The organism is Telluria antibiotica (genome assembly GCF_011682055.1).
Classification (GTDB): domain Bacteria; phylum Pseudomonadota; class Gammaproteobacteria; order Burkholderiales; family Burkholderiaceae_D; genus Telluria; species Telluria antibiotica.
The window spans coordinates 1-22,373 of record NZ_JAAQOM010000031.1 but is presented as its reverse complement, the minus strand read 5'-3'; the positions used below and the strand labels follow the sequence as shown (position 1 = coordinate 22,373).

The following is a 22,373-nucleotide window of genomic DNA, read 5'->3' as shown; positions in this document are numbered from 1 at the left end:
CCCGACAGTGATGGCAAGTTGCGTGCCCGGCCGTTTGCCCGGGAAAACGAGGGTGGATGGGGATTTTTTTGTGGCGAATCGGATCAGGTGTCACACTTTTGATCGCCCTCACCAAAACAGGATAAACGATATAAATTGAATATCCGAGACCGAAACGGCTAAAAAAAACGGCGGCCGAAGCCGCCGCAAAACAGGGTCTCGACGCCGGCCGCCGCCGCAGCCGATGCATAAACCCTCCCTGACCACGAATCAAATCCGGGACCTCAGATCTTCGACGCGAGCTTGAAGACCCACACGGAACCACCCTGCTCGAGGAAGTTGACCTTCTTCGCGACTTCGCCGCCCCACAGCGGCACGGCACCGCCCCACCCCGAGACGACGGCCACGTATTGCACGCCACCGTCTTCCCACGTCACTGGCGGCGCGACGACGCCGGACCCGGTCTGGAACTGCCACAACGCCTTGCCCGACTTCGCATCGACGGCCTTCAGGTAGCCCTCGGGCGTGCCGTAGAACACGAGGCCGCCGGCCGTCGTCATCACGCCGCCCCACAGCGGTGCCGTGTTCTTGTCTTCCCAGACGATCTTGCCCGTCTTCGGGTCGATCGCGCGCAGCGCGCCGATGTAGTCCTCGTTCAGCGGCTTGATCGTGAAGCCGGCGCCGAGATACGCGCCACCCTTCTTGTACGTGATCGGCTCATTCCAGATCTCCATGCCCCACTCGTTGGCCGGCACGTAGAACAAGCCGGTCTGCGGGCTGTACGCCATCGGCATCTGGTTCTTCGCGCCCAGGAAGGCCGGTGCGGCGAACACGGTCGAACCCTTCTTGCCGTCGCCGCCCCTGGTCGGATCGCCGGGGCGGTTGGCCGCGATGAAGTTGGGGCGGCCCGTCTTCAGGTCGATGCCGCTCGCCCACGTGATCTTCTTCACGAACGGGAATGCGTTCTGGAGCTGGCCCGTCTTGGCGTCGATCACGTAGAAGAAGCCGTTGCGGTCGGCCTTCCCGCCGTAGCGCTTGCCGTTCATGTCGAACGTGACGAATTCGTTGGCGCCGTCGAAGTCCCAGGAATCGTTCGGCGTGTTCTGGTAGGCCCACTTGATCTGGCCCGTCTGCGGATCGAGCGCGATGGTCGACGACGAATACAGGTTGTCGCCCGGCCGCAGGTGACTGTTCCACGGCGCCGGGTTACCCGTGCCGAAGTACGCGAGGCCCGTCGCGGGATCGTAGGTGCCACCCATCCACGTCGATGCGCCGCCCGTTTTCCACAACTCACCGGGCCAGCTCTTGTTGACGGTGCCCGTGATGCCTGCCTCGGTGGCCTTGCCGTCCTTGTCGTAGCGGTACCCCATGTGGCCTTCGACAGTCGGTCGTGTCCACAGCAGGTCGCCCGTCAGCGGATCGCGCCCTTCCACGCGGCCGACGATGCCGAATTCGCCACCGGAGACGCCCGTGATCAGGACGCCCTTCGCGATCAGCGGCGCGGCCGTGATCGAATAGCCGGCCGCGTAGTCATCGACCTTTTCCTTCCACGCGATCTTGCCCGTGTCCTGGTCGAGTGCGACCAGTTGCGCGTCGAGCGTGCCGAAGATGACGAGGTTGCCGTACACGGCGGCGCCGCGGTTGACGACGTCGCAGCACGGCATGATCGCCTCCGGCAGGCGGTGCTCGTACTTCCACAGTTTATTCCCCGTCTTCAGGTCGATCGCGAAGATGCGCGAGTACGACGCCGTGACGAACATCTTGCCGTTGGCGATGATGGGCTGCGATTCCTGGCCGCGCTGCTTTTCGCCGCCGAACGAGAACGACCATGCGGGCACGAGCTGGCCGACGGTCTTCGTGTTGATCTGGGTGAGCGTCGAATAACGCTGGCCCTGCGAGCCCATGCCGAAGGACAGCACGTTCTTCGTGTCCTTCGATGCATTCTCGAGCATCGCATTGGTGATGTCGGCCGCCTGGGCGATGAACGCCAGCGGGGCGAGTCCTGCGAGCAGGATGGTCAATCTCGTCTTCATGCTTGTCTCCTTTGTTGTCGTTTTAAGTCGCCGTTACGCGTGGGCTCGGGGAGCCCACCCTACTGACGTTTCAACGTCCGGGCGCCTGGCTGCGCAGCTGGCCGTTTTCCTCGTCCGTGAACAGCCGCGAGCGCGTGAGGAAGCGCCGGCCCGTGCCGTTATCGAGCGAGAACATGCCGCCGTTGCCCTCCACGACGTCGATGATCAGTTGCGTGTGCTCCCAATAGCCGAACTGCTCGAGCCCGATGTAGAACGGCGCGCCGTCCAGGTTGCCGAGGTAGACGTCGGTATCGGAGAGGTCGAATTCCCCCGCGGCGTAGCACATCGGCGTGCTGCCGTCACAGCAGCCGCCGGACTGGAAGAACATCAGCGGCCCATGACGCTGCCGCAGCTCGCCGATGAAGGCCAGCGCGGCGGGTGTCGCGGTCACGCGTGCGATGGTGGGCGTCATGGCGCTGCCGCGGATCAGAAGAAGCCCAGCGCTTTCGGGCTGTAGCTCACCAGCAGGTTCTTGGTCTGCTGGTAGTGGTCGAGCATCATCTTGTGATTCTCGCGGCCGATGCCCGACTGCTTGTAGCCGCCGAACGCGGCGTGTGCCGGGTACAGGTGGTAGCAGTTGGTCCACACGCGTCCCGCCTGGATCGCGCGGCCGACGCGGAAGGCGCGGCTGCCGTCGCGGGTCCACAGGCCGGCGCCCAGGCCGTACAAGGTGTCGTTGGCGATGCGCAGCGCGTCCGCCTCGTCCTTGAACGTCGTCACCGACACGACGGGGCCGAAGATCTCTTCCTGGAAGATGCGCATGCTGTTGTCGCCCTTGAACACGGTCGGACGGACGTAGTAGCCGCCGGACAGGTCGCCGTCATGGCGCGCCTGTTCGCCGCCCGCCAGCACCTGCGCGCCTTCCTGGCGGCCGATGTCGAGGTAGGACAGGATTTTTTCCAGCTGCTCCTTCGATGCCTGCGCGCCGATCATCGTGCTGTCGTCGAGCGGGTTGCCGGCCTTGATCTGCGCGACGCGCGCCAGCGCGCGCTCGATGAACTTCTCGTAGATCGATTCCTGGATCAGCACACGCGACGGGCACGTGCACACCTCGCCCTGGTTCAGCGCGAACATCGCGAAGCCTTCCAGGCATTTGTCGAAGAACTCGTCGTCCGCGTCCATCACGTCGGCGAAGAAGATGTTGGGTGACTTGCCGCCCAATTCCAGCGTGACGGGAATCAGGTTCTGCGCGGCGTATTGCATGATCAGGCGGCCCGTGCCCGTCTCGCCGGTAAAGGCGATCTTGGCGATGCGCTTGCTCGATGCGAGCGGCTTGCCCGCTTCCAGGCCGAAGCCGTTGACGACGTTGACGACACCGGCCGGCAGCAGGTCGGCGATCAGTTCCATCACCACCATGATCGAGGCCGGGGTCTGCTCGGCCGGTTTCAGCACCACGCAGTTGCCGGCGGCGAGCGCGGGCGCCAGCTTCCACACGGCCATCAGGATCGGAAAGTTCCACGGGATGATCTGGCCGACGACGCCTAGCGGCTCGTGGAAGTGGTACGCGTACGTTTCGCTGTCGATGGTGGAGATGGCGCCTTCCTGCGTGCGGATGCAGCTGGCGAAGTAGCGGAAGTGGTCGATCGCCAGCGGGATGTCGGCCGCCATCGTTTCGCGGATCGGCTTGCCGTTGTCGATGGTCTCGGCGGTCGCGATCAGGCGCAAGTTCTGCTCCATGCGGTCGGCGATGCGGTTGAGGATGTTGGCGCGTTCGGCCGGCGACGTCTTGGCCCATGCATCCTTGGCCGCATGCGCGGCGTCCAGCGCCAGCTCCACGTCTTCCGCCGTCGAGCGCGCGACTTCGCAGAACGGCTGGCCGCTGATCGGGGTGACGTTGGCGAAGTACTCGCCCTTGACCGGCGCGACGAAACGCCCGCCGATGTAGTTGTCGTAGCGTTGGCGGAACGGGTTGGCGACGCCGAGTTTGCTGATGTCCGCGAGATTCATGTCGTCCTCTTTCTCTGTGGGTTGGATTAGGCCGTTGCCGGCGCTGGTTGTTCGATCGGTACTCCCCTTCTTTCGCAAACGCCGTGCCAGCCCGTTTCTGCCTCGTTTCGCGCGCCAGACGGCCCTCGGCCGGCCGTTTCTGGTACAGGTGTCCCAAACTTGAACAACTCAGCGGATCACCACACCCCACGGCAGCTTGCCCACCGCGATGTCGGCCGTCTTCGCGCCCGCGGCCGTGTCAATCACGGACACGCTGTCCGAGCGGCCGTTCGCCACGTACAGCCGGGTACCGTCCTTTGTGACCGCCATATTCCACGGCCGCTTGCCGACGGCGATGACGGCATCCACGGCGTTGCGCGCTGCATCGATGCGCATCACGCTGCCGTCCGCGCCGTTCGACACGTACACGGTCTTCCCATCCGGCGCGACGGCGATGCCGGCCGGGTTCTTCCCCGCGGGGATCGTCGCGATGCTGTGCCGCTGGTCGAGGTCCAGCACGTACACGGCGCCCGCCACTTCGCACGCGACATAAGCCCTTGTGCCGTCGGGCGAGAAGCCAATGCCGCGCGGGCGCAGGCCGACGGCGATCGAGCCCACCTGGCGTCGCGCGGCCACGTCGATCACGTCGACCTGCTCCGCGTTCTCGGCCGAGACGAGCAGCCAGCGCCCGTCCGGGCTGAACACGGCGTGCTCGGGGTTCTTGCCCGCAACGGGGATGTCGGCGGCGAGCTTGCGCGCGGCCGCGTCGACGAGCGCCACGCTATTGGTGTCCTCCACCGCGACAGCGATCCAGCGGCCGTCGCGCGATGCGTTCACGCCCTCGGGCGAGCTGCCGAGGGGGATCGTGGCGAGCAGCGCGCCGCTGGCCGCATCCAGCACGAGCAGCGCATTGGCGGAGGCGTCCGTCACGTACAGCCGCGTGCCCGCCGGATCGGCCGCGATGCCGCGCGGACGCTGGCCCGCAGCGATCTGGCGCACGGCCGCGCCGGTGGCCGTGTCGATCACGGTGACGCTGGCGGATTTTTCGTTGGGGACGTAGGCGAACGGCGCTGCCTGGGCGGCGCTGCAGGCACACGCCAGCAACAGAAAGGAGAAGTGGATGCGAAACATGATGGACCTTTCGGGGTGGGTGATGCGCCTGGGCGTGCAAGCGCCGTGCCACGCAGACGGCAGAATCCCGGCCTGGCAGGTATATTGCATGCGCCGATGGTCGGCGTCCGGACGACAGGGCGGACCATCCAACAGGGAGACATGATGAGATTTCGCTTGAACGCCGTCGCGGCACTGTTCGCCGTTACGCCCTTGGCCGCCACTGCGGCCGCACCCAATGCGCCCGACGCGCCGCTGAACGTGGTGGTCGTCAGCGCCACTCGCGCCGAGCACACGAGCTTCGATCTGCCGGCCGCCATCGACGTCGTCGACGCGGACCGCATCGGCGCCGCCCAGCCGCGCGTGAACGCATCCGAGGCGCTGGCCGCCGTGCCGGGCCTCACAGTGCAGAACCGCCAGAACTATGCGCAGGACCTGCAGATTTCCTCGCGCGGGTTCGGCGCCCGCTCCGCGTTCGGCGTGCGCGGCGTGCGCCTCGTCGCGGACGGCGTGCCCGCCACCATGCCCGACGGCCAGGGCCAGGCCGCCACGTTCGACCTGGACATGGCCGAGCGCATCGAAGTCTTGCGCGGGCCATTCTCCACGCTGTACGGCAACCACGCGGGCGGCGTGATCCAGCTGTTCACGCGCGATCCGCGAGGCGCGCCGTTCGTCGAAACGAATGTCGCGGGTGGCAGCGACGGCATGCGCAAGACGGACGTCAACGCGGGCGGCAAGCAGGGCAGCTTCGGCTGGCTGCTGGACGGCTCGCGCTTCGAGACGGACGGCTACCGCGCCCACAGCGCCGCCACGCGCGACCAGGCGTATGCGAAGCTCACCTTCGATACGTCCCCCTCCGGCAAGCTGACGGTGACGGCCGGCGGCCTGCGCCAGGACGACACGCAAGACCCGCTGGGCGTCACGTGGGCCACGTTCCAGCGCGACCCGCGCGCGGGCGAGATCGACGCGACGGACACGCAGACGCCTAAGCGCACGCTGGCCGACCGCTACGACACGCGCAAGAGCATCCACCACCAGCAGATCGGCCTCGCGTGGGACGAGAAATTCGGCACCGACCGCCTGCACCTGACGGTCTACGGCGGCAACCGCCGCGTGGTCCAGTACCAGGCCTTCTCGAAAGCGTTCCAGGCGCCGGCCAGCCATTCCGGCGGCGTGGTCGACTTCGACCGCGATTTCTACGGCTTCGATGCGAACTGGCTGATGGTGCGCCCGCTGGCCGACGGTACGCTCCGCACGACGGTGGGCCTGGAAGCAGGCAAGTCGAACGATGCGCGCAAGGGTTACGAGAACTATGTGGGAACGACGTTCGGCGTGAAAGGTCGCCTGCGCCGCGACGAGGACGACCACGTGCGCAACGTCGATCCGTACCTGCAGCTGGAATGGGAGCGCGGTCCGTGGGTGTTCACGGGCGGCCTGCGTCACAGCCGCGTGAGCTTCGACGTCGCCGACCACTATCTCTCGAATGGCAACGACGGCGGCGGTGTGGACTACCGCCACACGACACCGCTGCTGGGCGCCCTGTACAAGGTCACGCCCGCGCTCAACGTCTATGCCAGCGCGGCGCGCGGCTTCGAGACGCCCACGCTCAACGAAGTGTTTTACTCCGGGACGGGCGGCGGTTTCAACTACCACCTCGGCGCGGCCACGAGCACGCAGCTGGAGACGGGGGCGAAGGCGTTGATCGGCCAGGACGTGCGCGTCAACGCGGCCCTGTTCCAGGTGCGCACGCACGACGAACTCGTCGTCGACAGCGCCAGCGGCGGCCGCACGAGCTACCGCAACGCGAGCGCCACGTTGCGCCAAGGCCTGGAACTGTCGCTCGACGCCGACCTGCGCGCCGGCTTCTCCGCGCGCGTGGCGGCCACGGCGCTGCGCGCGATCTACGACGAGGCGTTCACCGGCGTCGCACAAGGCAATCGCCTGCCGGGCGTGCCGCGCACTAACCTGTTCGGCGAACTGGCGTGGAAGGCGTCGGACGGCAGGCTGCAGGCGGCGCTGGAGACGGTCGCCAGCGGTAACGTCTATCCGGACGATGCCAACGCCGCGGTGCCCGCACCCGGCTATGCGATCGTCAACGCACGCGTGCAAGCCAACCAGGCGCTGGGCATGTGGCGCCTGCGCGAGTACGCGCGCGTGAACAACGTCTTCGACCGCACGTACGTCGGTTCCGTCATCGTCGGCGACGGCAACAAGCGTTATTACGAGCCGGCGCCGGGACGCAACTGGGTGCTGGGCGCCAGCGTGCACTACCAGTTCTGACACGGGAATGCGCCCTGCCCGGATACGCGGGGCGCATAACGTTCATGCGGCTGGGCATATGACACGTTGACCCGACGCCTGGTACGCTGGCGTGATGGACACACCCACGATCGCCAGCGAATGGCAAACCCGTGTCGACCTGGCCGCGTGCTACCGCTTGTGCGCGCTGTACGGCTGGGATGACGGCATCTACACCCACATCTCCGCGGCCGTACCGCGCGAGCCGGATCACTACCTGATCAACGCGTTCGGCTTGCGCTTCGATGAAGTGACGGCGTCAAACCTCGTCAAGGTCGACGGCGCCGGCAACGTCGTCGGGGCAGTGCCCGCGCCGGTGAACCAGCCCGGCTTCCGCCTGCACGCGGCCGTGCACAAGGCACGCCCGGACGCGGCCTGCGTCATGCACCTGCATCACCCGGCCGGCATCGCCGTCGGCATGCAGGAAAACGGCCTGCTGCCGCTGTCGCCATACGCGCTGCGCTTCTACGGCGCGCTCGCGTATCACGACTACGAAGGCATCGCGATGACGCCGGACGAGCAGGCCCGCCTCGTGCATGACCTGGGCGCGCGGCCAGCCATGCTGATGCGGAACCACGGCAGCCTGACCGTGGGGCGGACGATCGCGGAAGCGTTCGTACTGATGGAAACGCTGGACCGCGCGTGCGACGTGCAATTGCGCGCGCAGGCGGCCGGCGTGCCGCTGCGGCAGCCGCCGGACGTCATCTGCGCCAAGACGCACGACCAGCTGCTGGGCGACGGTTCGCCGGAGGGCGTGCTCGAATGGCCATCCTTGCTGCGCCGCCTGGACGCGGTCAGTCCGACCTACCGCACTTGAGGAACCCCATGCCGACCATAAACGTCCAACTGTTCGAAGGCCGCACGCCGGAACAAAAGCGCGCGTTCGTCCAAGCCGTCACGGAAGCCACCGTCAAAACGCTCGAGTGCCCTCCCGAATCCGTGGACATCCTGATCCACGAAATCAAGCGCGAGCACTGGGCGACGGGCGGCAAGCTGTGGTCGGACGAGTGAGCGTCCGTCCCGTCAAGGCCTGACGGCCTGCACGCCGTACTTCGCGAAGATCGTCGTCAACTCGCCGCTGGCCGCCATGTCGTTCAGCGCGGCCTGCAGCTTGCGTGCAAGGCCGAGATTATCCTTCTTCACGGCCATGCCGACGGCCCACCCGCCGCGCGGCAGGCGATCGAACGGCACCTCCTGCAGCGGGAACGCGGGGTCGCCCTTTATGACGGCTTCGATCTGCGCACGCGTGGCCAGCACCGCATCGAGGCCGCCTGCCTTCAGTTGCTCGAGTGCTTCGATGGCGGTCGGGTAGATGTGCACCTGTTCGCGGAAGCGTCCACCGCCCTCGCCCAGCATCACCATGCCGGAGATCGAGACTTTCTCGACGCCGATGCGCTTGCCCGCCAGCGCATCGACACCATCGAACCGCGGAATCGCCTGCGCGCTGCGCACGAGCCGCACCGTCTCCACGTAGTACGGCGCGAAGATCTCGACTTGCGGATTCGCATTCATCAGCATGCGGTCGACGGGCACGTGCAGCATCACGTCGGCCGGTCCGTAGCCGAGGTAGTGCCCCTTCCACACCATGTTGCGCAGGTCGTCGCCGAGATCGTCGCCCGCATTGAACGGCAACAGCGCGGGCTTCAGACCCAGCTTGCCGGCCAGCGCGGTGCCGAGATCGGCGTCGATGCCCAGGCCGTGGTCGGAGAACGGCGCGAGGTCGTTGTAGACGGCCACCTTGAGGATGCCCGCTTCGCGCAGCGCGGGCGCGTCGGCGGCGAGGACGGCGCGCGGCGCGATGGCGCCTGCGCCCAGCAGCAGGCCGGCGGCGAGCACGCGCCGGCGCGACGGCGAAGTCGGAGTCGACATGGCGGCCTCAGTCCGCGGCGCGGCGCGATTCGAGGTAGGTCTTGATGGCCCACATCGCTTCCTGGTTGAACACGCCCTCGAACGGCGGCATGTAGACGGCGCCGTTGCGCACCTTGCCGTGGCGGATGCTGGTCAGGAAGTACTTGTCGGTCTCCTTGTAGCAGGCCTGCTTCTTGGTGTCGTTCTTGATGCCCGTGCAGTCGCGGTCGAGCAGGCGCAGGTCCGGCGCGATGCCGCCGGATTCCGCTTCCAGGCCGTGGCAGCGCGCGCAGTTCTGGTTGTATGCCGACGATCCGATCTTCAGCGCGAGCTTGTTGGCGCGGTAGGGATTCTCGTCGCGCCATTTGTCGCCCAGCACGGGCAGGCCCGTCGTGTCGACGGCTTGCGGGACGACGTTGCCGTGCGCGCTGGCCCAGATCGACGTGAGTGCGGCGGAGCCGAGCGCCAGTGCGACGGCGGCGGTGCGGATAGCATGTTTCATGATGTCTCCTGTAGGTTTATCGGTTTAACCCTACATGAGCAATCGGCGTGCCATGCGCTGCGCGCCCGTGGCGACGGCCTTGGCGCGCCGCCGCTGTCCCAATTTGCAACAGGTGTCACATGGCCGCACGTGCCAATGCGCGCGCCGCCGTCTCCGGGTACAGGTGCTCGAGCGTCTCGACGATCACGCGGCCGAGCAGCGCCTGCACGGGCGCGCCGGCGCCGGCGGCATCGGGGGCGGCGCGGACTGCCTTCCACAGCGGCGCCAGTTCCGCCTCGTGCCGCGCGACGCTGCGTTCGACCTCTGCCTGCCAGAACGGCGGCGCCTCGCCCTCGACGAAGTTGCCGCGCCCGCGTCCGAAGTGGGCGACGGCCAGGTAGCGCAGCACGCTGCCGACGAGCAGCGTGCGCAGGAACGGATCGGCGAACTCCACGACGGGCCGGTCGCGGTCCGTCGTCGTATTGAAGCCCCAGGCGGCACCCGCCATCGTCAGCGCGCCGACGATCGCGCCGAGCAGCGCGCCGCCGCCCAGCGTGAGGCCGCCGGCCATCAGGTCGGCCGACAGGCCCGTCGCGGCGCCGGAGACGACGGCGCCCAGCAATCCCGCCTGCGCCTTGTCGATCGGTGCGCGCACGGCGAAGTTCTCGCGCACGCGGGCATTGATGCGGCCCGCGTCGCCCGGATCGAGGCGGTGCAGGCGCAGCAGGCCGACGGTCGTGTCGCCGATCCGGCGCTCCAATCGTTCGACGAGGCCCGCCATCGCCGCATCCTGGCGCTTCTGCTCGTCCTTGCCGAGACCGACCGCCTTCAGCGCCGACTTGAGCAGGTTCGCCTTGCCCTCCTGCCCGACCGCCTCGCTGTCGCGCGCGGCGCCGGCCAGCATCTGCGCGGAGAGCTCCACCGATCCGCGGAAGCGCTGCGCGTTGTTCGCCTGCCAGGCCGCGAGCAGGCGCGCATAGCCGTCGCGCTTGGACGCATCGATGCACTTGCCGACGCGCTCGTAGAACACATCTTCGTGCACCCAGCAGCGCGCGAACGCGTCCAGCGCGAGCACGTCACGCACGATGGCGTACTGGTCGAGATGCGTCTTCCAGCGTGCCTGTTCCGCCCTCTCCTGGTCGTCCGGCCGCGGTGGCCCCAACTGGTTGAGCAGCACGACGACCGGCTTGCCGAGCCATTCGAGGATGCGCATCTCGGCCGGCAGATAGCCCGCGTCGCGCGGATCTTCGGCCGAATTCACGAGGTACAGGACGACGTCGGCCGCATCCTTTGCCGCGCGCAGCGCCTGCTGGCTGAGCCAGAACGGGCGGTCGCGGTAGCGGTCGAACACCTCGCGCAGGAACCAGCCGATCGGATTGCCGGTCATGGCCAGGCGCTTGAGCAGGCGGACGGAATCGCCGAAGCCGGGCGTGTCCCACAACAGCAGGCGGTCGCCCGCGCTGCTCGCCTGCAGCGTATGGGCTTCGGCGAACACGGTCACGTGGGCCGCGTCGCGTACCTCGCCCACGTCCATGCCGACGAGCGTGCGCGCCAAGGTCGTCTTGCCGTTGTTCGTGTGCGAGACGAGCGCGAACTGGATGTCGACGGGCGCTTCGCTCATGCCGTCCCCGACACGGTAAGGCCGCTGCCGAGATCGAGCGGATGCCGCTCCGGATGCAGCAGATCGACGACGGTCGCCTGAGTGTGGTGGTACTGGCAGAACTGGTGCCACAGCGCGACGCGCTCCACCAGGCGAGTATCGAAGCCGGTCTGGCCTGCGCTCCGTTCCACGAGCCCCGATTCGTCCAGCAGCACGGCGATGCCGCGCGGCGTGTTGCGCGCCAGGTAGTCGAGGAACGTGCCGTGATTCTCGCGCTCCGGCGTGGCGGCGAGGTTGAACAGGACGGCCGTGATGGCGACGTCCGCATCGTCCAGCCGGGCATCGCGCAGCGCGTCCTTCGGCTCGTCGCCGTAGGAGCACGACGGTCGCAACATCAACTGCGCCTGTTCGCCGAGCACCATCGCCGCGACGGCCGCGAGGCCTTTATGGCGCGCCTCGTCGACCGTGAAGCTGTACGGGATCACGCGCAGCACGGCGGGGCCGGACGCGCCGACCCGATCGGCCAGCAGGCGATAGTACGGCAGGCCGAGGTCGAGCGGAAAACGTCGCGCGAGGCGTCGCGCGCGTAGCGCGGACACGATGGCCAGCACGAGGCGCGGCAGCACGACGAGCAGCAACAACGTCGCGGCATACAGGTGGACCCAGCGCGCGCCGCCCGCCGGCGACGACTCCTGCACGAAGTGAAGGGCCCGGACGTCGGCCAGCGAAAAGCCCTGCAGCGGGAACACCGCGAGCGCGGGGGCGAACAGGAACGACAGCAGCGCGTGCACCTGGTCCGCGCCGAGGAAGGTACTTTCCCACCCGGCCGCGTACTGCGTCAGCACGCCGCGTGCGTACAACGACGCGATGGCGCCGAGCGCGAACGTGGCGGCCGCGAAGTGGATCGTGCGCGCGAGGCGCAGGTGCGTGAGCTTGGCCGTCAGCTGCGACCACTCGGTGAAGTACTGCGCGATGCCGGCGGCGAGCGGCGCCGGCAGCTTGCGCGGCAGCGCCGCCTTGCCCACCGAGAGCCGCCGCAGCAGTTGCGGGCTCGCCCAGCCCGTGCGCTTGGCCGGCACGAGCGCCCACACGATCAGCGCGACGTACACGAGCAGGTTCCACGCGACGATCAACAACAGCGGGGCCGACAGCAGATCGACGCGGTGCGGATTGCCGATGCGGTCCAGCCCTGCCCCGGCCAGGAAGCCGGCGATGGGCAGCAGCACGGCCAGCAACGGCAGCACGCTGCGCCGCTGGCGGAACGCGGCAAACGCCGGCGTGCGCTCGGCCAGGCGCTTGAGGATCAGTTCCGCGCGCTGGCCGAGGAAGTGATCGAGCCGCGGCTCGCTCTTGCCCTCGGCTGCCTGCCAATGCGCGAGTTCGCGCGCGCTGCGGCTCGCGTACACGCGATCGTCTTCGGAAAGGATCTCGCGCCTGGTGTCGGCCGTTTCGATGGCGCGCATCAGCACGACGTCGCGTGCGGTCCGCTCGTTCATGGATTCCCTGTCTGGTTGATTTAACAAGCTTGCAGGGGCATTGTGCCCGAAAAATCAAGAACGCCGCTCGCACCGGCTGACGGGACGGTTATCCGGCAATCGAGAACCGCTCCCCAGCTGAATGGAATGAATCGTCCAATTCACTGCGACTGATATCGCACGAATCCCACTTGGGTGACTACACGAATGCCAACGTCATGCGGCACTGGTTGCACCGCACAATGTTTGCGTATAACATCAATTGCATTATGGAAATAATATATACATTTAACAGGCGGCATTAACAATCCTGAACAGGTAATTTACAAAGTGATAATAGCGATAAAAGAAAACTCATTTCGAGCAGAAGCCAAACGATTTTCTCCACTGCGCCGGCGCGCCGCCGCAATGGGAATATTCGGCATGACGATCACAGGTGCTTTTGCACAAAACCTTCCGCCTACGGGCGGCGACGTTCTCAGGAATATCGAACGCAGCACCCCTCTCCCGCCGATCAATTCGCCCCGCGGTACGAAGATCGATATACCGGAAACCCCGGCACTGGATTCGGTGCCGAACGATGCGCACGTGCGAGTCAAAGGTTATCGCATCACCGGCAATACCGTATTCGAAGAAAGTACGCTGCTCGCGCTTATTGCCGATCGCACGGGAAATTTATCATTGGATGAATTGCGGAAGACTACCGATCGGGTAGCGGCGTATTACCGCAGCCAAGGTTATCTCCTGACGCTGGCCTATCTGCCTCGACAGGAAATCGAGCAAGGGATCATCACCATTGCCGTCCTCGAAGGCCGCTACGATCAAATCGGCATCGACAGCAATGCCCGCATGGGCGAGCAGCGGGTACGGCGCATCCTGACAGAGGCGATTTGCCAGACGGACGACTGCAGCGGCGCCCTGATCCAGCGCCAGGCGCTGGAGCGCGGTCTCCTTTTGCTGAATGACACTGCCGGCGCGCATGGCGTGGCGCAGTTGGCGCCGGGGCGCCGCATCGGCACATCGCGGCTCGACGTCAAGGTCGATGCCGACCCGCTCGCCACCGGCAGCGTCCAGCTGGACAACCTGGGCGGCTATTACTCGGGCATGACGCGCGCGATCGGCACGCTGCAGCTGAACAGTCCCGGAGGGTTCGGCGATCAGCTCAATGTCCAGGGCGTGGCGACGGCGCGTCACGGCGACATGCAATACGGCATGGTGGATTATGGCGTCCCGGTCGGCTACAGCGGCATGCGTATCGACCTGCGCGGTTCTTACGTGCAATACGAGTTGGGCGGCCATTACGCGCCATTGCAGGCGAACGGTACGGTCAGGAGCGGCGACGTGGCACTCTCCTATCCACTCGTCCGGAGCTTGTCGGGGAATTTGCGCGCGGACGCCAGCTATGGGGTGCGCCGCTTCCACGATGCGGTCGATGCCTTGCAGACTCATGCCGAGCGACGCCTCAAGGATCGTGTCGAACTGGGCTTCAGCGGTGATTGGCGCGACGTCGTGTTCGGTTCGCCGGCCTTGACGACGCTGTCGGTGCTCTACACGCGCGGCAAGCTCGAGCTCGAAAGCGACGACGCGCTGGCGGCCGACGCGTCGACGGCCCGGTCCGCCGGCAATTACGACAAGTGGATGCTCAACTACGCCCTGCAACTGTGGTTCGGACACCCGAGCCTGTCCTTGCGCGTGTCCGCCCAGCAAACGGGCGACAACCTCGATTCCTATGAAAAATTTGCGCTGGGCGGGCCTTACTCCGTACGGGCCTACCCCAGCGGCGACACGCTGGCGGACAAGGCGGCGTTCGCCAGCGTCGAGTGGCGTCAGCCATTACCGGCGCTGTGGGGTCATGCGCTGGAAGGGATCGTGTTCTACGACTACGCCCACGGCGCGCTCGACGCCACGCCCTGGACCGGCGGAGCCAATCACGTGACCCTGTCCGGTTTCGGTACCGGCCTCAATGTCCGCGTGACCGATCGTGTGCTGTTCACCGGCACGCTCGCATTCCGGGGCGACAGGAAAATGACCGCGGCGCCGGACCGGCCTTACCAGCTCAACGTCTCGCTGAGCACCGCGTTCTGACCACGCCCCCGACAAACATGGCGTCAACAAGTAAAACGACTACTGGAGTATCAGATTGAATCGTAATAGATACCGCACGATTTTCAGCAAGCGCCTGGGCATGCTCGTGCCCGTGGCAGAGTCCAGCAGGGCCAATGGCAAGGGTTCGGGCACGGCGACGGAACGCGCTTTCGAGGCAGAGTCAAACATGTCCGCTGCCGGGCATGCATTGCTCCTGGCAGGCGCCGCGTTCTACAGCTGCGCCGCCTGGGCTTCGCCCTTGCCCACGGGTGGCGTCATCACCGCGGGGCAAGGAACGATCAACCAGAACGGCACGACCCTGACCGTCAACCAGGCCAGCCAGTCGATGTCCACGAACTGGCAAAGCTTCGATATCGGCGCCGGTAACACCGTCGTGTTCCACCAGCCGAACAGTTCGTCGGTCGCGCTGAACCGGATCGTCGGCAACGAAGCCTCCTCGATCTTCGGCAAACTGCAGGCGAATGGCCAAGTGTTCCTCGTGAATCCGAACGGCATCCTGTTCGCGCCCGGTTCCCAGGTCAGCGTGGGTGGACTGGCCGCCTCCACGCTCAATATCAGCGACGCCGATTTCGCGGCCGGCCGCTACCGCTTCACCAACGGCACCGGCGCGGGTGCCGTCGTGAACGAAGGACGGATCGACGCGGGCAGCGTGGCGCTCATCGGCCCCCAGGTCACCAATAACGGCACGATCGCCACGCCCGGCGGCAGGACGACGCTCGCAGCGGGCGACCAGGTCACGGTCACCTTGCTCGACGGCTTGCTCAGCGCTCAAGTCGACGCTTCCACAGCCGGCGCGGCGATCATCAATCACGGGCAGGTCCTGGCCGATGGCGGGCGCGTGGACCTGGTGGCGGGCCGTGCAGACAGCGTGCTCACCAGCCTGATCAACACGGATGGCCTGATCCAGGCGCAGGGCGTGCGCCAGGAAGTCGGCCGCATCTTCCTCGATGCCGGTGCCGGTGGCACGGTCAAGGCCGGCGGCGTGCTCGACGCCACGGCGCCCACCGGCCGCGGCGGCGAAGTCCACGTGCTGGGCGACCAGGTCACGGTGGCCGGCACGGCCCGCATCGACGCCTCCGGACGGGACGCGGGCGGCACGGTGCTGGTCGGCGGCGATTACCAGGGCAAGAATGCCGCCATCCTGAATGCGCACGATACGACCGTGGAACAGGGCGCAGCGATCCGCGCCGACGGTGCCGCGCAAGGCGGCCGCGTGATCGTCTGGTCGGATGGCACGACCCGATTTGCGGGCGCCGTCCATGCGGCCGGCAAAGGCTTTGCCGAAGTATCGGGCAAGGGCGATCTCGCTTTTTCCGGGAACGTGGATACGGGCGGCGGCACGCTGTTGCTGGACCCGACGTCCATCACCGTGCAAAACAGCCCCGTCGGCAATGGCACCTCGACGTTCAACCCCGGGCAGATCAAGACGCTGCTCATGGCCAACGACGTCGTGCTCACGGCCGATGCCATCACCTGGAATATCTCCACCACTCTCGACTACGACGGCATCGGCACCCGGTCGCTGACGCTGGCCCTGACGCCGACGACCGGGACACAGCTCAAGTACTCAGGCATCATCCAGGACAGCGTGCCGGGCGGGGACAAGCTGAACGTCACGTTCAATGGCGGCAATAACGGGCTCATCGGCGTCGCGGCCGGCGCCCGGATCCTGACCTCGGGGGGCGATGTCGTCATGCGCGGCGGCACGGGCGCGCTCACGCCTTTGCCGGCGCTTACCGATCCCGGTTACGCGGCCGCACTGGATTCGACTGCGGCACACACGTTCGGCATGGGTTTTGCGACACTCGACGCGGGCGGCGGGAACATCACGATACGCGGCGTAGGCACCGGCGCCAATCCGCTAGGTGTGGCCTTCGCCAACAGCAGGATCCAGACAAGCGGCTCCGGCTCGATCACCATCGACGGGATGAGTGCGACCGGGGCCGTGAACAACGGCTACGGCGTCGTCATGGTGACTGGCGCTCCCTCCATCACCACGGTCGACGGTACCGTGAGCATGCAAGGCCTTGCGCGCGGCACGGGCACCGGCAACACCGGCATGTCGCTCACGAACGCGACGATCCAGGCCACGGGCAACGGCAACGTGATCCTCAACGCGCAGGGCGCGGCGGGCGGCAATGCCAGCGATGGCATCCTGCTGGCCAACAGTGCACTGAAAGTTTTCAACGGCACGATGACCGTTGCCGGCAGCGCCACCGGCACCGGTACCGGCAGCAACGGCATCGAAGTGACGAGCAGCGGCATGATCGCCTCGACCGGTAGCGGCAACATCAGCCTCGACGGTACCACCACGGCGACGGGCGCCAGCAACAACCGCGGCGTGGTCGTGTCGGGCGGCACCGTGCGCACGGCCAGCGGCGCGCTCACGCTGCAAGGCAGCAGCGCCAATCCGGCGGCCGGCGCGGCCATCAGCCTGGAGTCGGGCGGCACCATCGGCGGCGCGAGCCAGGCCGGCGCCGTCACGCTCACGGGCGACACGGTCAACCTGGCAAGCGGCCAGGTGTCCGGCACCGGTCCGTTGCTGCTGCAGCCGCTGACGCCCACCACGTCGATCGGCGTGGGCACCGGCGCCAGCGGCACCTTCAGCCTGCCGTCCGGCGCGCTCGGGCTGCTGCAGGACGGCTTCTCGTCGATCACGATCGGCCGCGCCGACGGCAGCGGTGCCGTCGACGTGCGCACCGCCAGCTTCACCGACCCGGTCACGATCCGCGCGCCGGCGGGCGGCGGCAGCGTCGCCGTCAACGGCACACTGTCGTCGGGCACCGGCGCGAGCCTGGGCAGCATCGCCTTGCAAGCGGGCGGCGACGTCTCGCTGAACAATGCGACGATCGACACCAGCGCTGCCCTCACCCTCGCCGGCGGTACCTACACCGTGACCGGCTCGAGCACACTGAACAGCAACACGCTTGCGTTCGGCAATACGAACGGCATCACCAACACGGGCACGCTCACGCTCAACCAGACGGCCGACACGACAATTGCCAATGCGATCGGCGGGGCGGGCAGCCTGGTCAAAAATGTCGCCAATACGCTGACACTGACGGCCAACAACACATATGGCGGCACGACGACCGTGAGCGCGGGCACGCTGCAGGTCGGCAACGGCGGCACGAGCGGCACGCTCGGCACGGGCCCCATCACGAACAACGGTACGCTGTCGTTCGACCGGTCGGATGCGCTGACTGTCTCGAACACGATCGGCGGCACGGGCAACCTCGTCCAGGCCGGTACGGGCACGACGACCCTGGCCGCTGCCAACACCTATGCCGGCACGACGACGATCAACGCCGGCGTGCTGCGCATCGGCGCCGACAACAATCTCGGGACGGCGCCGGCCAGCGCCACCGCGGGACAGTTGGTGCTCAACGGCGGCACGCTGGAGACGACGGCGAGCTTCACGCTCGACGCCAATCGCGGTACTACGCTCGGCGCGTCCGGAGGAACGGTCGACGTCGATGCCGGCACGACGCTCACCTACGGCAGCATCGTCGCCGGCCCGGGCGCGCTCGCGAAGACCGATGCCGGCACCCTCATCCTCACCGGCAACAACACGTATGCCGGCACGACGACCGTGAACGCCGGCACGCTCCAGGTCGGCAATGGAGGCACGAGCGGCACGCTGGGCGCGGGCGCCGTCACGGACAATGGCACGCTGTCGTTCAATCGGTCGGATGCCTCGACCGTCGCAAACACGATCGGCGGCACGGGCAACCTGGTCCAGGCAGGCACGGGCACGACGGTCCTCACCGGCAACAACACGTATGCCGGCACGACGACCGTGAGCGCGGGCACGCTGCAAGTCGGCAACGGCGGCACGAGCGGCACGCTGGGCACGGGCGCCGTCACGGACAATGGCACGCTATCGTTCAACCGGTCGGATGCGCTGACTGTCTCGAACACGGTCGGCGGCGCGGGCGACCTGGTCCAGGCCGGCACGGGCACGACGGTCCTCACCGGCAACAACACGTATGGCGGCAGGACGACCGTGAACGCCGGCACGCTACAAGTCGGCAACGGCGGCACGAGCGGCACACTGGGCTCGGGTGCCGTCACGAACGACGGCACGCTGTCGTTCGACCGGTCCGATGCCTCGACCGTCGCGAACACGATCAACGGCACGGGCAACCTGGTGCAGGCCGGCACGGGCACGACGGTCCTCACCGGCAACAACACGTATGGCGGCACGACGACCGTGAACGCCGGCACGCTCCAGGTCGGCAACGGCGGCACGAGCGGCACGCTGGGCACGGGCGCCGTCACGGACAATGGCACGCTTTCGTTCAACCGGTCGGATGCGCTGACTGTCGCGAACACGATCGGCGGCACGGGCGACCTGGTCCAGGCCGGCACGGGCACGACGACGCTGGCTGCAGCCAACACCTATGCAGGCACGACGACGATCAACGCCGGCGTGCTGCGCATCGGCGCCGACAACAATCTCGGGACGGCGCCGGCCAGCGCCACCGTGGGACAGTTGGTGATCAACGGCGGCACGCTGGAGACGACGGCAAGCTTCACGCTCGACGCCAATCGCGGTGTTACGCTCGGCGCCTCCGGCGGAACGGTCGACGTCGATGCCGGCGCGACGCTCGGCTACGGCGGCGTCATCGCGGGCCCGGGCGCGCTCGCGAAGAGCGATACCGGCACCTTGATTTTCACCGGTAACAACACCTATGCCGGTACGACGACGGTGAGCGCGGGCACGCTGCAGGTCGGCAACGGCGGCACGAGCGGCACGCTGGGCGCGGGTGCGGTGGTCGATAACGCCAACCTCTTGTTCAACCGGTCCGGCTCGACGAGCCTGGCGACGCTCGCGGCCGGTGGCATTACCGGCACGGGTGACGTCAGCGTACTTGCCGCCGGCGACCTGGACGTCAACCGCACCATCGCGCTGACCGGGCCAAACAGCCGCATCCTACTGCAAGCGGGCCAGGGCCAGCCGTCGGGCGCGGCCGCAGGCGGCGACGTCACCCTCACGAGCAGCATCGGCACCGGGGCCACCGGCACGGTGACCATCTTCTCCGGCGATGCCGCCACCGCCGCGTTTGAAGCGAAGATCAGCGGCGCGGCGGGCTCCACGCGCTATAAAACCTATAACGCGAACGCCGCCGATACGAACGGCGCCATCACTGGCACCCGCAACTACTTTTACCGGCAAGCGCCTGGCACCTTGAGCGTCACGGGATTGGCGGCCACCAAGACCTATGACGGACTCATCGACGCGATGGGTGTACTCGACGGCAGTGCCGCCGTGGTAACGCCATCGAGCGACGGCGACAGGCCCGCGTATCGCGATCTCACGCCGCTCAACGCCGTGTTCGACAATGCGCATGCCGGCAACAGATCCATCACCGCATCGTTCACCATGCCGGCGAGCATCGCCTACTCGGCCGGGGGCGCTTCCTGGTCGGTGTCGGGCTATTCGAATGCGACCGTGACAGGCAGCGGCAACGGCACCATCATCCCCAAGCGGGTCACCACCACCATCAATGCTGTGGGCAAGACCTATGACGGCCTGACGAGCACCGCGTCCACGCTCGGCCCGTTGTCGGGATTCGTCGGCGGCGATAGCGCGGGCGGGGCGAGCGGCCTGCTGGTTGCTTTCGATAATCCGAACGCCGGCACACGTAACATCGTCGCCAACGGCATGGCCACCTTCACCGGTTTCCGAAGCCGCGCCAGCGGCAACGGAAGCGGGGTCGGCGCAGGCAACGAAGTTGCCGGGCTGGCGAGCGATTACACGATCACGACGCCGGCTTCCGTGCGCGGAATCATCGCACCGGCAGGATTGCTCGTTCAAGCAAACAACGATGCGAAGCTCGTCACGCAGGCCGATATCCCGGGCTACAACGGCGTGAGTTTCACCGGCTTCATGAACGGCGATTCTGCCGCGAACCTGGGCGGCGCACTGAGCATCACCCGAAGCAATGTCGGCACAGATGCGGCTGGCCGTTACGCCGGCGTACTCGTCCCCAGCGGCTATACGTCCGCGAACTACACGATCACTTACGCCAACGGCGATTTCCGCATCCTTCCAGCGCAACAACTCCTGATTCGCATCCAGAACCTCCAGAATGACTACGGTACGGCGGCGGCCTATGTGGTGACCAGTGCACAATATCTGGACGCGGATGGCGCAACCCTCCGTACGCTGACACGAACCGCACAAAACGGCAACACCTACACGTATTCGGACAACGTGGGCGGCAGCGTGGCTTTTACGGTCTCGCCGCAGGGAGCCATCAAGAGCGATGCGGGCAAGCTGGCGGCGGGCAACTATGCGCTGACTGGCGTAGACGTCAACATCACCGGCGACAATTTCGTTGCCGCGCACTATGTCGGCAATCAGACCGTCGGTCGGGCACGGCTCACGCCGCTGGCCACCGGCGTGACCAAAGTCTACGATGGCACGACGGCGATGACAGGCATGACATTGGGCCTTGCGGGCGTGTTGGCAGGCGATACCGTGAATGTGAACGGCAGTGGCACGTTCAGCAGCAGAAATGCGGGAACGAACCTTGGCTACGCTGTCAGTTCTCTCACGCTGGCCGGCGCCGACGCGGGAAATTACTACCTTGCTTCGGGCAGTCTCAGCGGGACCAACGGCTCCATCCTGCCTCGGTCAATCACGGTAACCGCCGTGCCGGTGGCGGGTGCACCTGTCGGGCCTGGCAACGCAGCGGGTACGCCGTCCGTCACGGGATCGCTCGCCGCGGGAGACGGCTTCGCACGGCTCGCGCAATCGTCCGTGACGTCGAACGTCGACGGGAAAACCACACTCACGCCCGTCGTGCAAATCGATGACGGCAACGGCGGTGCGAACTATGCAGTCATCCTGGTGGATCACACGGCGGGTGTCGTTCGTTCGGGCATAGATATCGGCCAGCTCGGCGTTATTCATGCCATCTCAACACTGAACCATGATAACGGTGAAGGACAATCCGCCGCCGAGTACGTTCGCTGCAACCAGAGCATGTATCCGAATCGCTGCGGCGCCGATGGCGACGGCGTGTACAGGATTATTGCCAGCGGATTGAAGTTGCCGCAAGGCCTCGTGCTACAACCCTGATCAGGCGTCGTATGTCCTGCGGAAAAACTTTCGCAGGACAATGTCGAACAATCGATCGTCCCGACCGGAACCACTGGCGCATCCGCGCTGTCCGGCCGGGACGGTTCTTAACTTTGCTCGACAATATCGAACCGGTGCGATACACGAGTCGTGACCGTAGAGTTCATTCCGCCGCTGGCGCGTTCAAGGCGCTGAAAGCAAAAAAACGCTCAGACCGAGGATTGCCGGTGGCAATCCGAGCGAGCGGGCTTCGTTTTCCCAAAAACGAAAAACCCCGTCAGGGTCACCTGACGGGGTTTCGCTTATAACTAGCCTGACGATAACCTACTTTCACACTGGTTGCAGCACTATCATCGGCGCAAAGTCGTTTCACGGTCCTGTTCGGGAT

General features: G+C 66.6%; 13 protein-coding genes. 5 read left to right on the top strand and 8 right to left on the bottom strand.

Annotation, left to right across the window (positions count from 1 at the left end):
- Positions 1–263: 263 nt before the first annotated feature.
- The 4 genes from HAV22_RS30270 to HAV22_RS30255 form a co-directional block, all read right to left on the bottom strand.
- Entirely contained in the window at positions 264–2,012 is a 1,749-nt protein-coding gene (locus HAV22_RS30270) for a PQQ-dependent methanol/ethanol family dehydrogenase (protein ID WP_166865411.1), read from the bottom strand.
- 70 nt (positions 2,013–2,082) lie between these two features.
- On the bottom strand, positions 2,083–2,463 hold the full coding sequence (locus HAV22_RS30265; RefSeq protein ID WP_166865408.1) for a DUF779 domain-containing protein: 381 nt from the start codon (positions 2,461–2,463) through the stop codon (positions 2,083–2,085).
- Between the two features lie 14 nt (positions 2,464–2,477).
- On the bottom strand, positions 2,478–3,998 hold the full coding sequence (adh, locus tag HAV22_RS30260; protein ID WP_166865405.1) for an aldehyde dehydrogenase: 1,521 nt from the start codon (positions 3,996–3,998) through the stop codon (positions 2,478–2,480).
- A 168-nt stretch (positions 3,999–4,166) separates the two neighbouring features.
- Positions 4,167–5,108, bottom strand: coding sequence for a beta-propeller fold lactonase family protein (locus tag HAV22_RS30255; RefSeq protein ID WP_166865402.1), 942 nt, complete (start codon positions 5,106–5,108; stop codon positions 4,167–4,169).
- A 144-nt stretch (positions 5,109–5,252) separates the two neighbouring features.
- On the opposite strand from HAV22_RS30255, the gene HAV22_RS30250 reads away from it, so the two are divergent.
- From HAV22_RS30250 to HAV22_RS30240, 3 genes are all read left to right on the top strand, one after another.
- Positions 5,253–7,367, top strand: coding sequence for a TonB-dependent receptor family protein (locus tag HAV22_RS30250; RefSeq protein ID WP_166865419.1), 2,115 nt, complete (start codon positions 5,253–5,255; stop codon positions 7,365–7,367).
- Between the two features lie 94 nt (positions 7,368–7,461).
- Positions 7,462–8,202 carry a class II aldolase/adducin family protein gene (locus HAV22_RS30245; protein WP_166865399.1) on the top strand — a complete coding sequence of 247 codons (741 nt, stop codon included), beginning with the start codon at positions 7,462–7,464 and terminating at the stop codon, positions 8,200–8,202.
- 8 nt (positions 8,203–8,210) lie between these two features.
- Positions 8,211–8,396 carry a 4-oxalocrotonate tautomerase gene (locus tag HAV22_RS30240; protein WP_166865396.1) on the top strand — a complete coding sequence of 62 codons (186 nt, stop codon included), beginning with the start codon at positions 8,211–8,213 and terminating at the stop codon, positions 8,394–8,396.
- A 12-nt stretch (positions 8,397–8,408) separates the two neighbouring features.
- On the opposite strand, the gene HAV22_RS30235 is transcribed toward HAV22_RS30240, so the two are convergent.
- The 4 genes from HAV22_RS30235 to HAV22_RS30220 all read right to left on the bottom strand — a co-directional run bounded on the left by HAV22_RS30235 (position 8,409) and on the right by HAV22_RS30220 (position 12,810).
- Complete coding sequence (locus tag HAV22_RS30235; protein ID WP_166865392.1) at positions 8,409–9,254, bottom strand: substrate-binding periplasmic protein; 846 nt, start codon at positions 9,252–9,254, stop codon at positions 8,409–8,411.
- 7 nt (positions 9,255–9,261) lie between these two features.
- Positions 9,262–9,735 carry a cytochrome c-550 PedF gene (pedF, locus tag HAV22_RS30230; RefSeq protein WP_166865388.1) on the bottom strand — a complete coding sequence of 158 codons (474 nt, stop codon included), beginning with the start codon at positions 9,733–9,735 and terminating at the stop codon, positions 9,262–9,264.
- A gap of 115 nt (positions 9,736–9,850) precedes the next feature.
- Positions 9,851–11,335 (bottom strand): GTPase domain-containing protein, encoded by a 1,485-nt coding sequence (locus tag HAV22_RS30225; RefSeq protein WP_166865386.1) that lies wholly within the window; start codon positions 11,333–11,335, stop codon positions 9,851–9,853.
- Entirely contained in the window at positions 11,332–12,810 is a 1,479-nt protein-coding gene (locus tag HAV22_RS30220) for a DUF2868 domain-containing protein (protein WP_166865383.1), read from the bottom strand. Before HAV22_RS30220 ends, HAV22_RS30225 begins: the two co-directional genes overlap by 4 nt.
- A 402-nt stretch (positions 12,811–13,212) precedes the next feature.
- Here HAV22_RS30220 and HAV22_RS30215 point away from each other — a divergent pair, with 402 nt between their 5' ends.
- Positions 13,213–14,874 carry a ShlB/FhaC/HecB family hemolysin secretion/activation protein gene (locus HAV22_RS30215; protein WP_166865380.1) on the top strand — a complete coding sequence of 554 codons (1,662 nt, stop codon included), beginning with the start codon at positions 13,213–13,215 and terminating at the stop codon, positions 14,872–14,874.
- Between the two features lie 55 nt (positions 14,875–14,929).
- Complete coding sequence (locus HAV22_RS30210; protein WP_166865378.1) at positions 14,930–21,985, top strand: autotransporter-associated beta strand repeat-containing protein; 7,056 nt, start codon at positions 14,930–14,932, stop codon at positions 21,983–21,985.
- Positions 21,986–22,373: the final 388 nt, after the last annotated feature.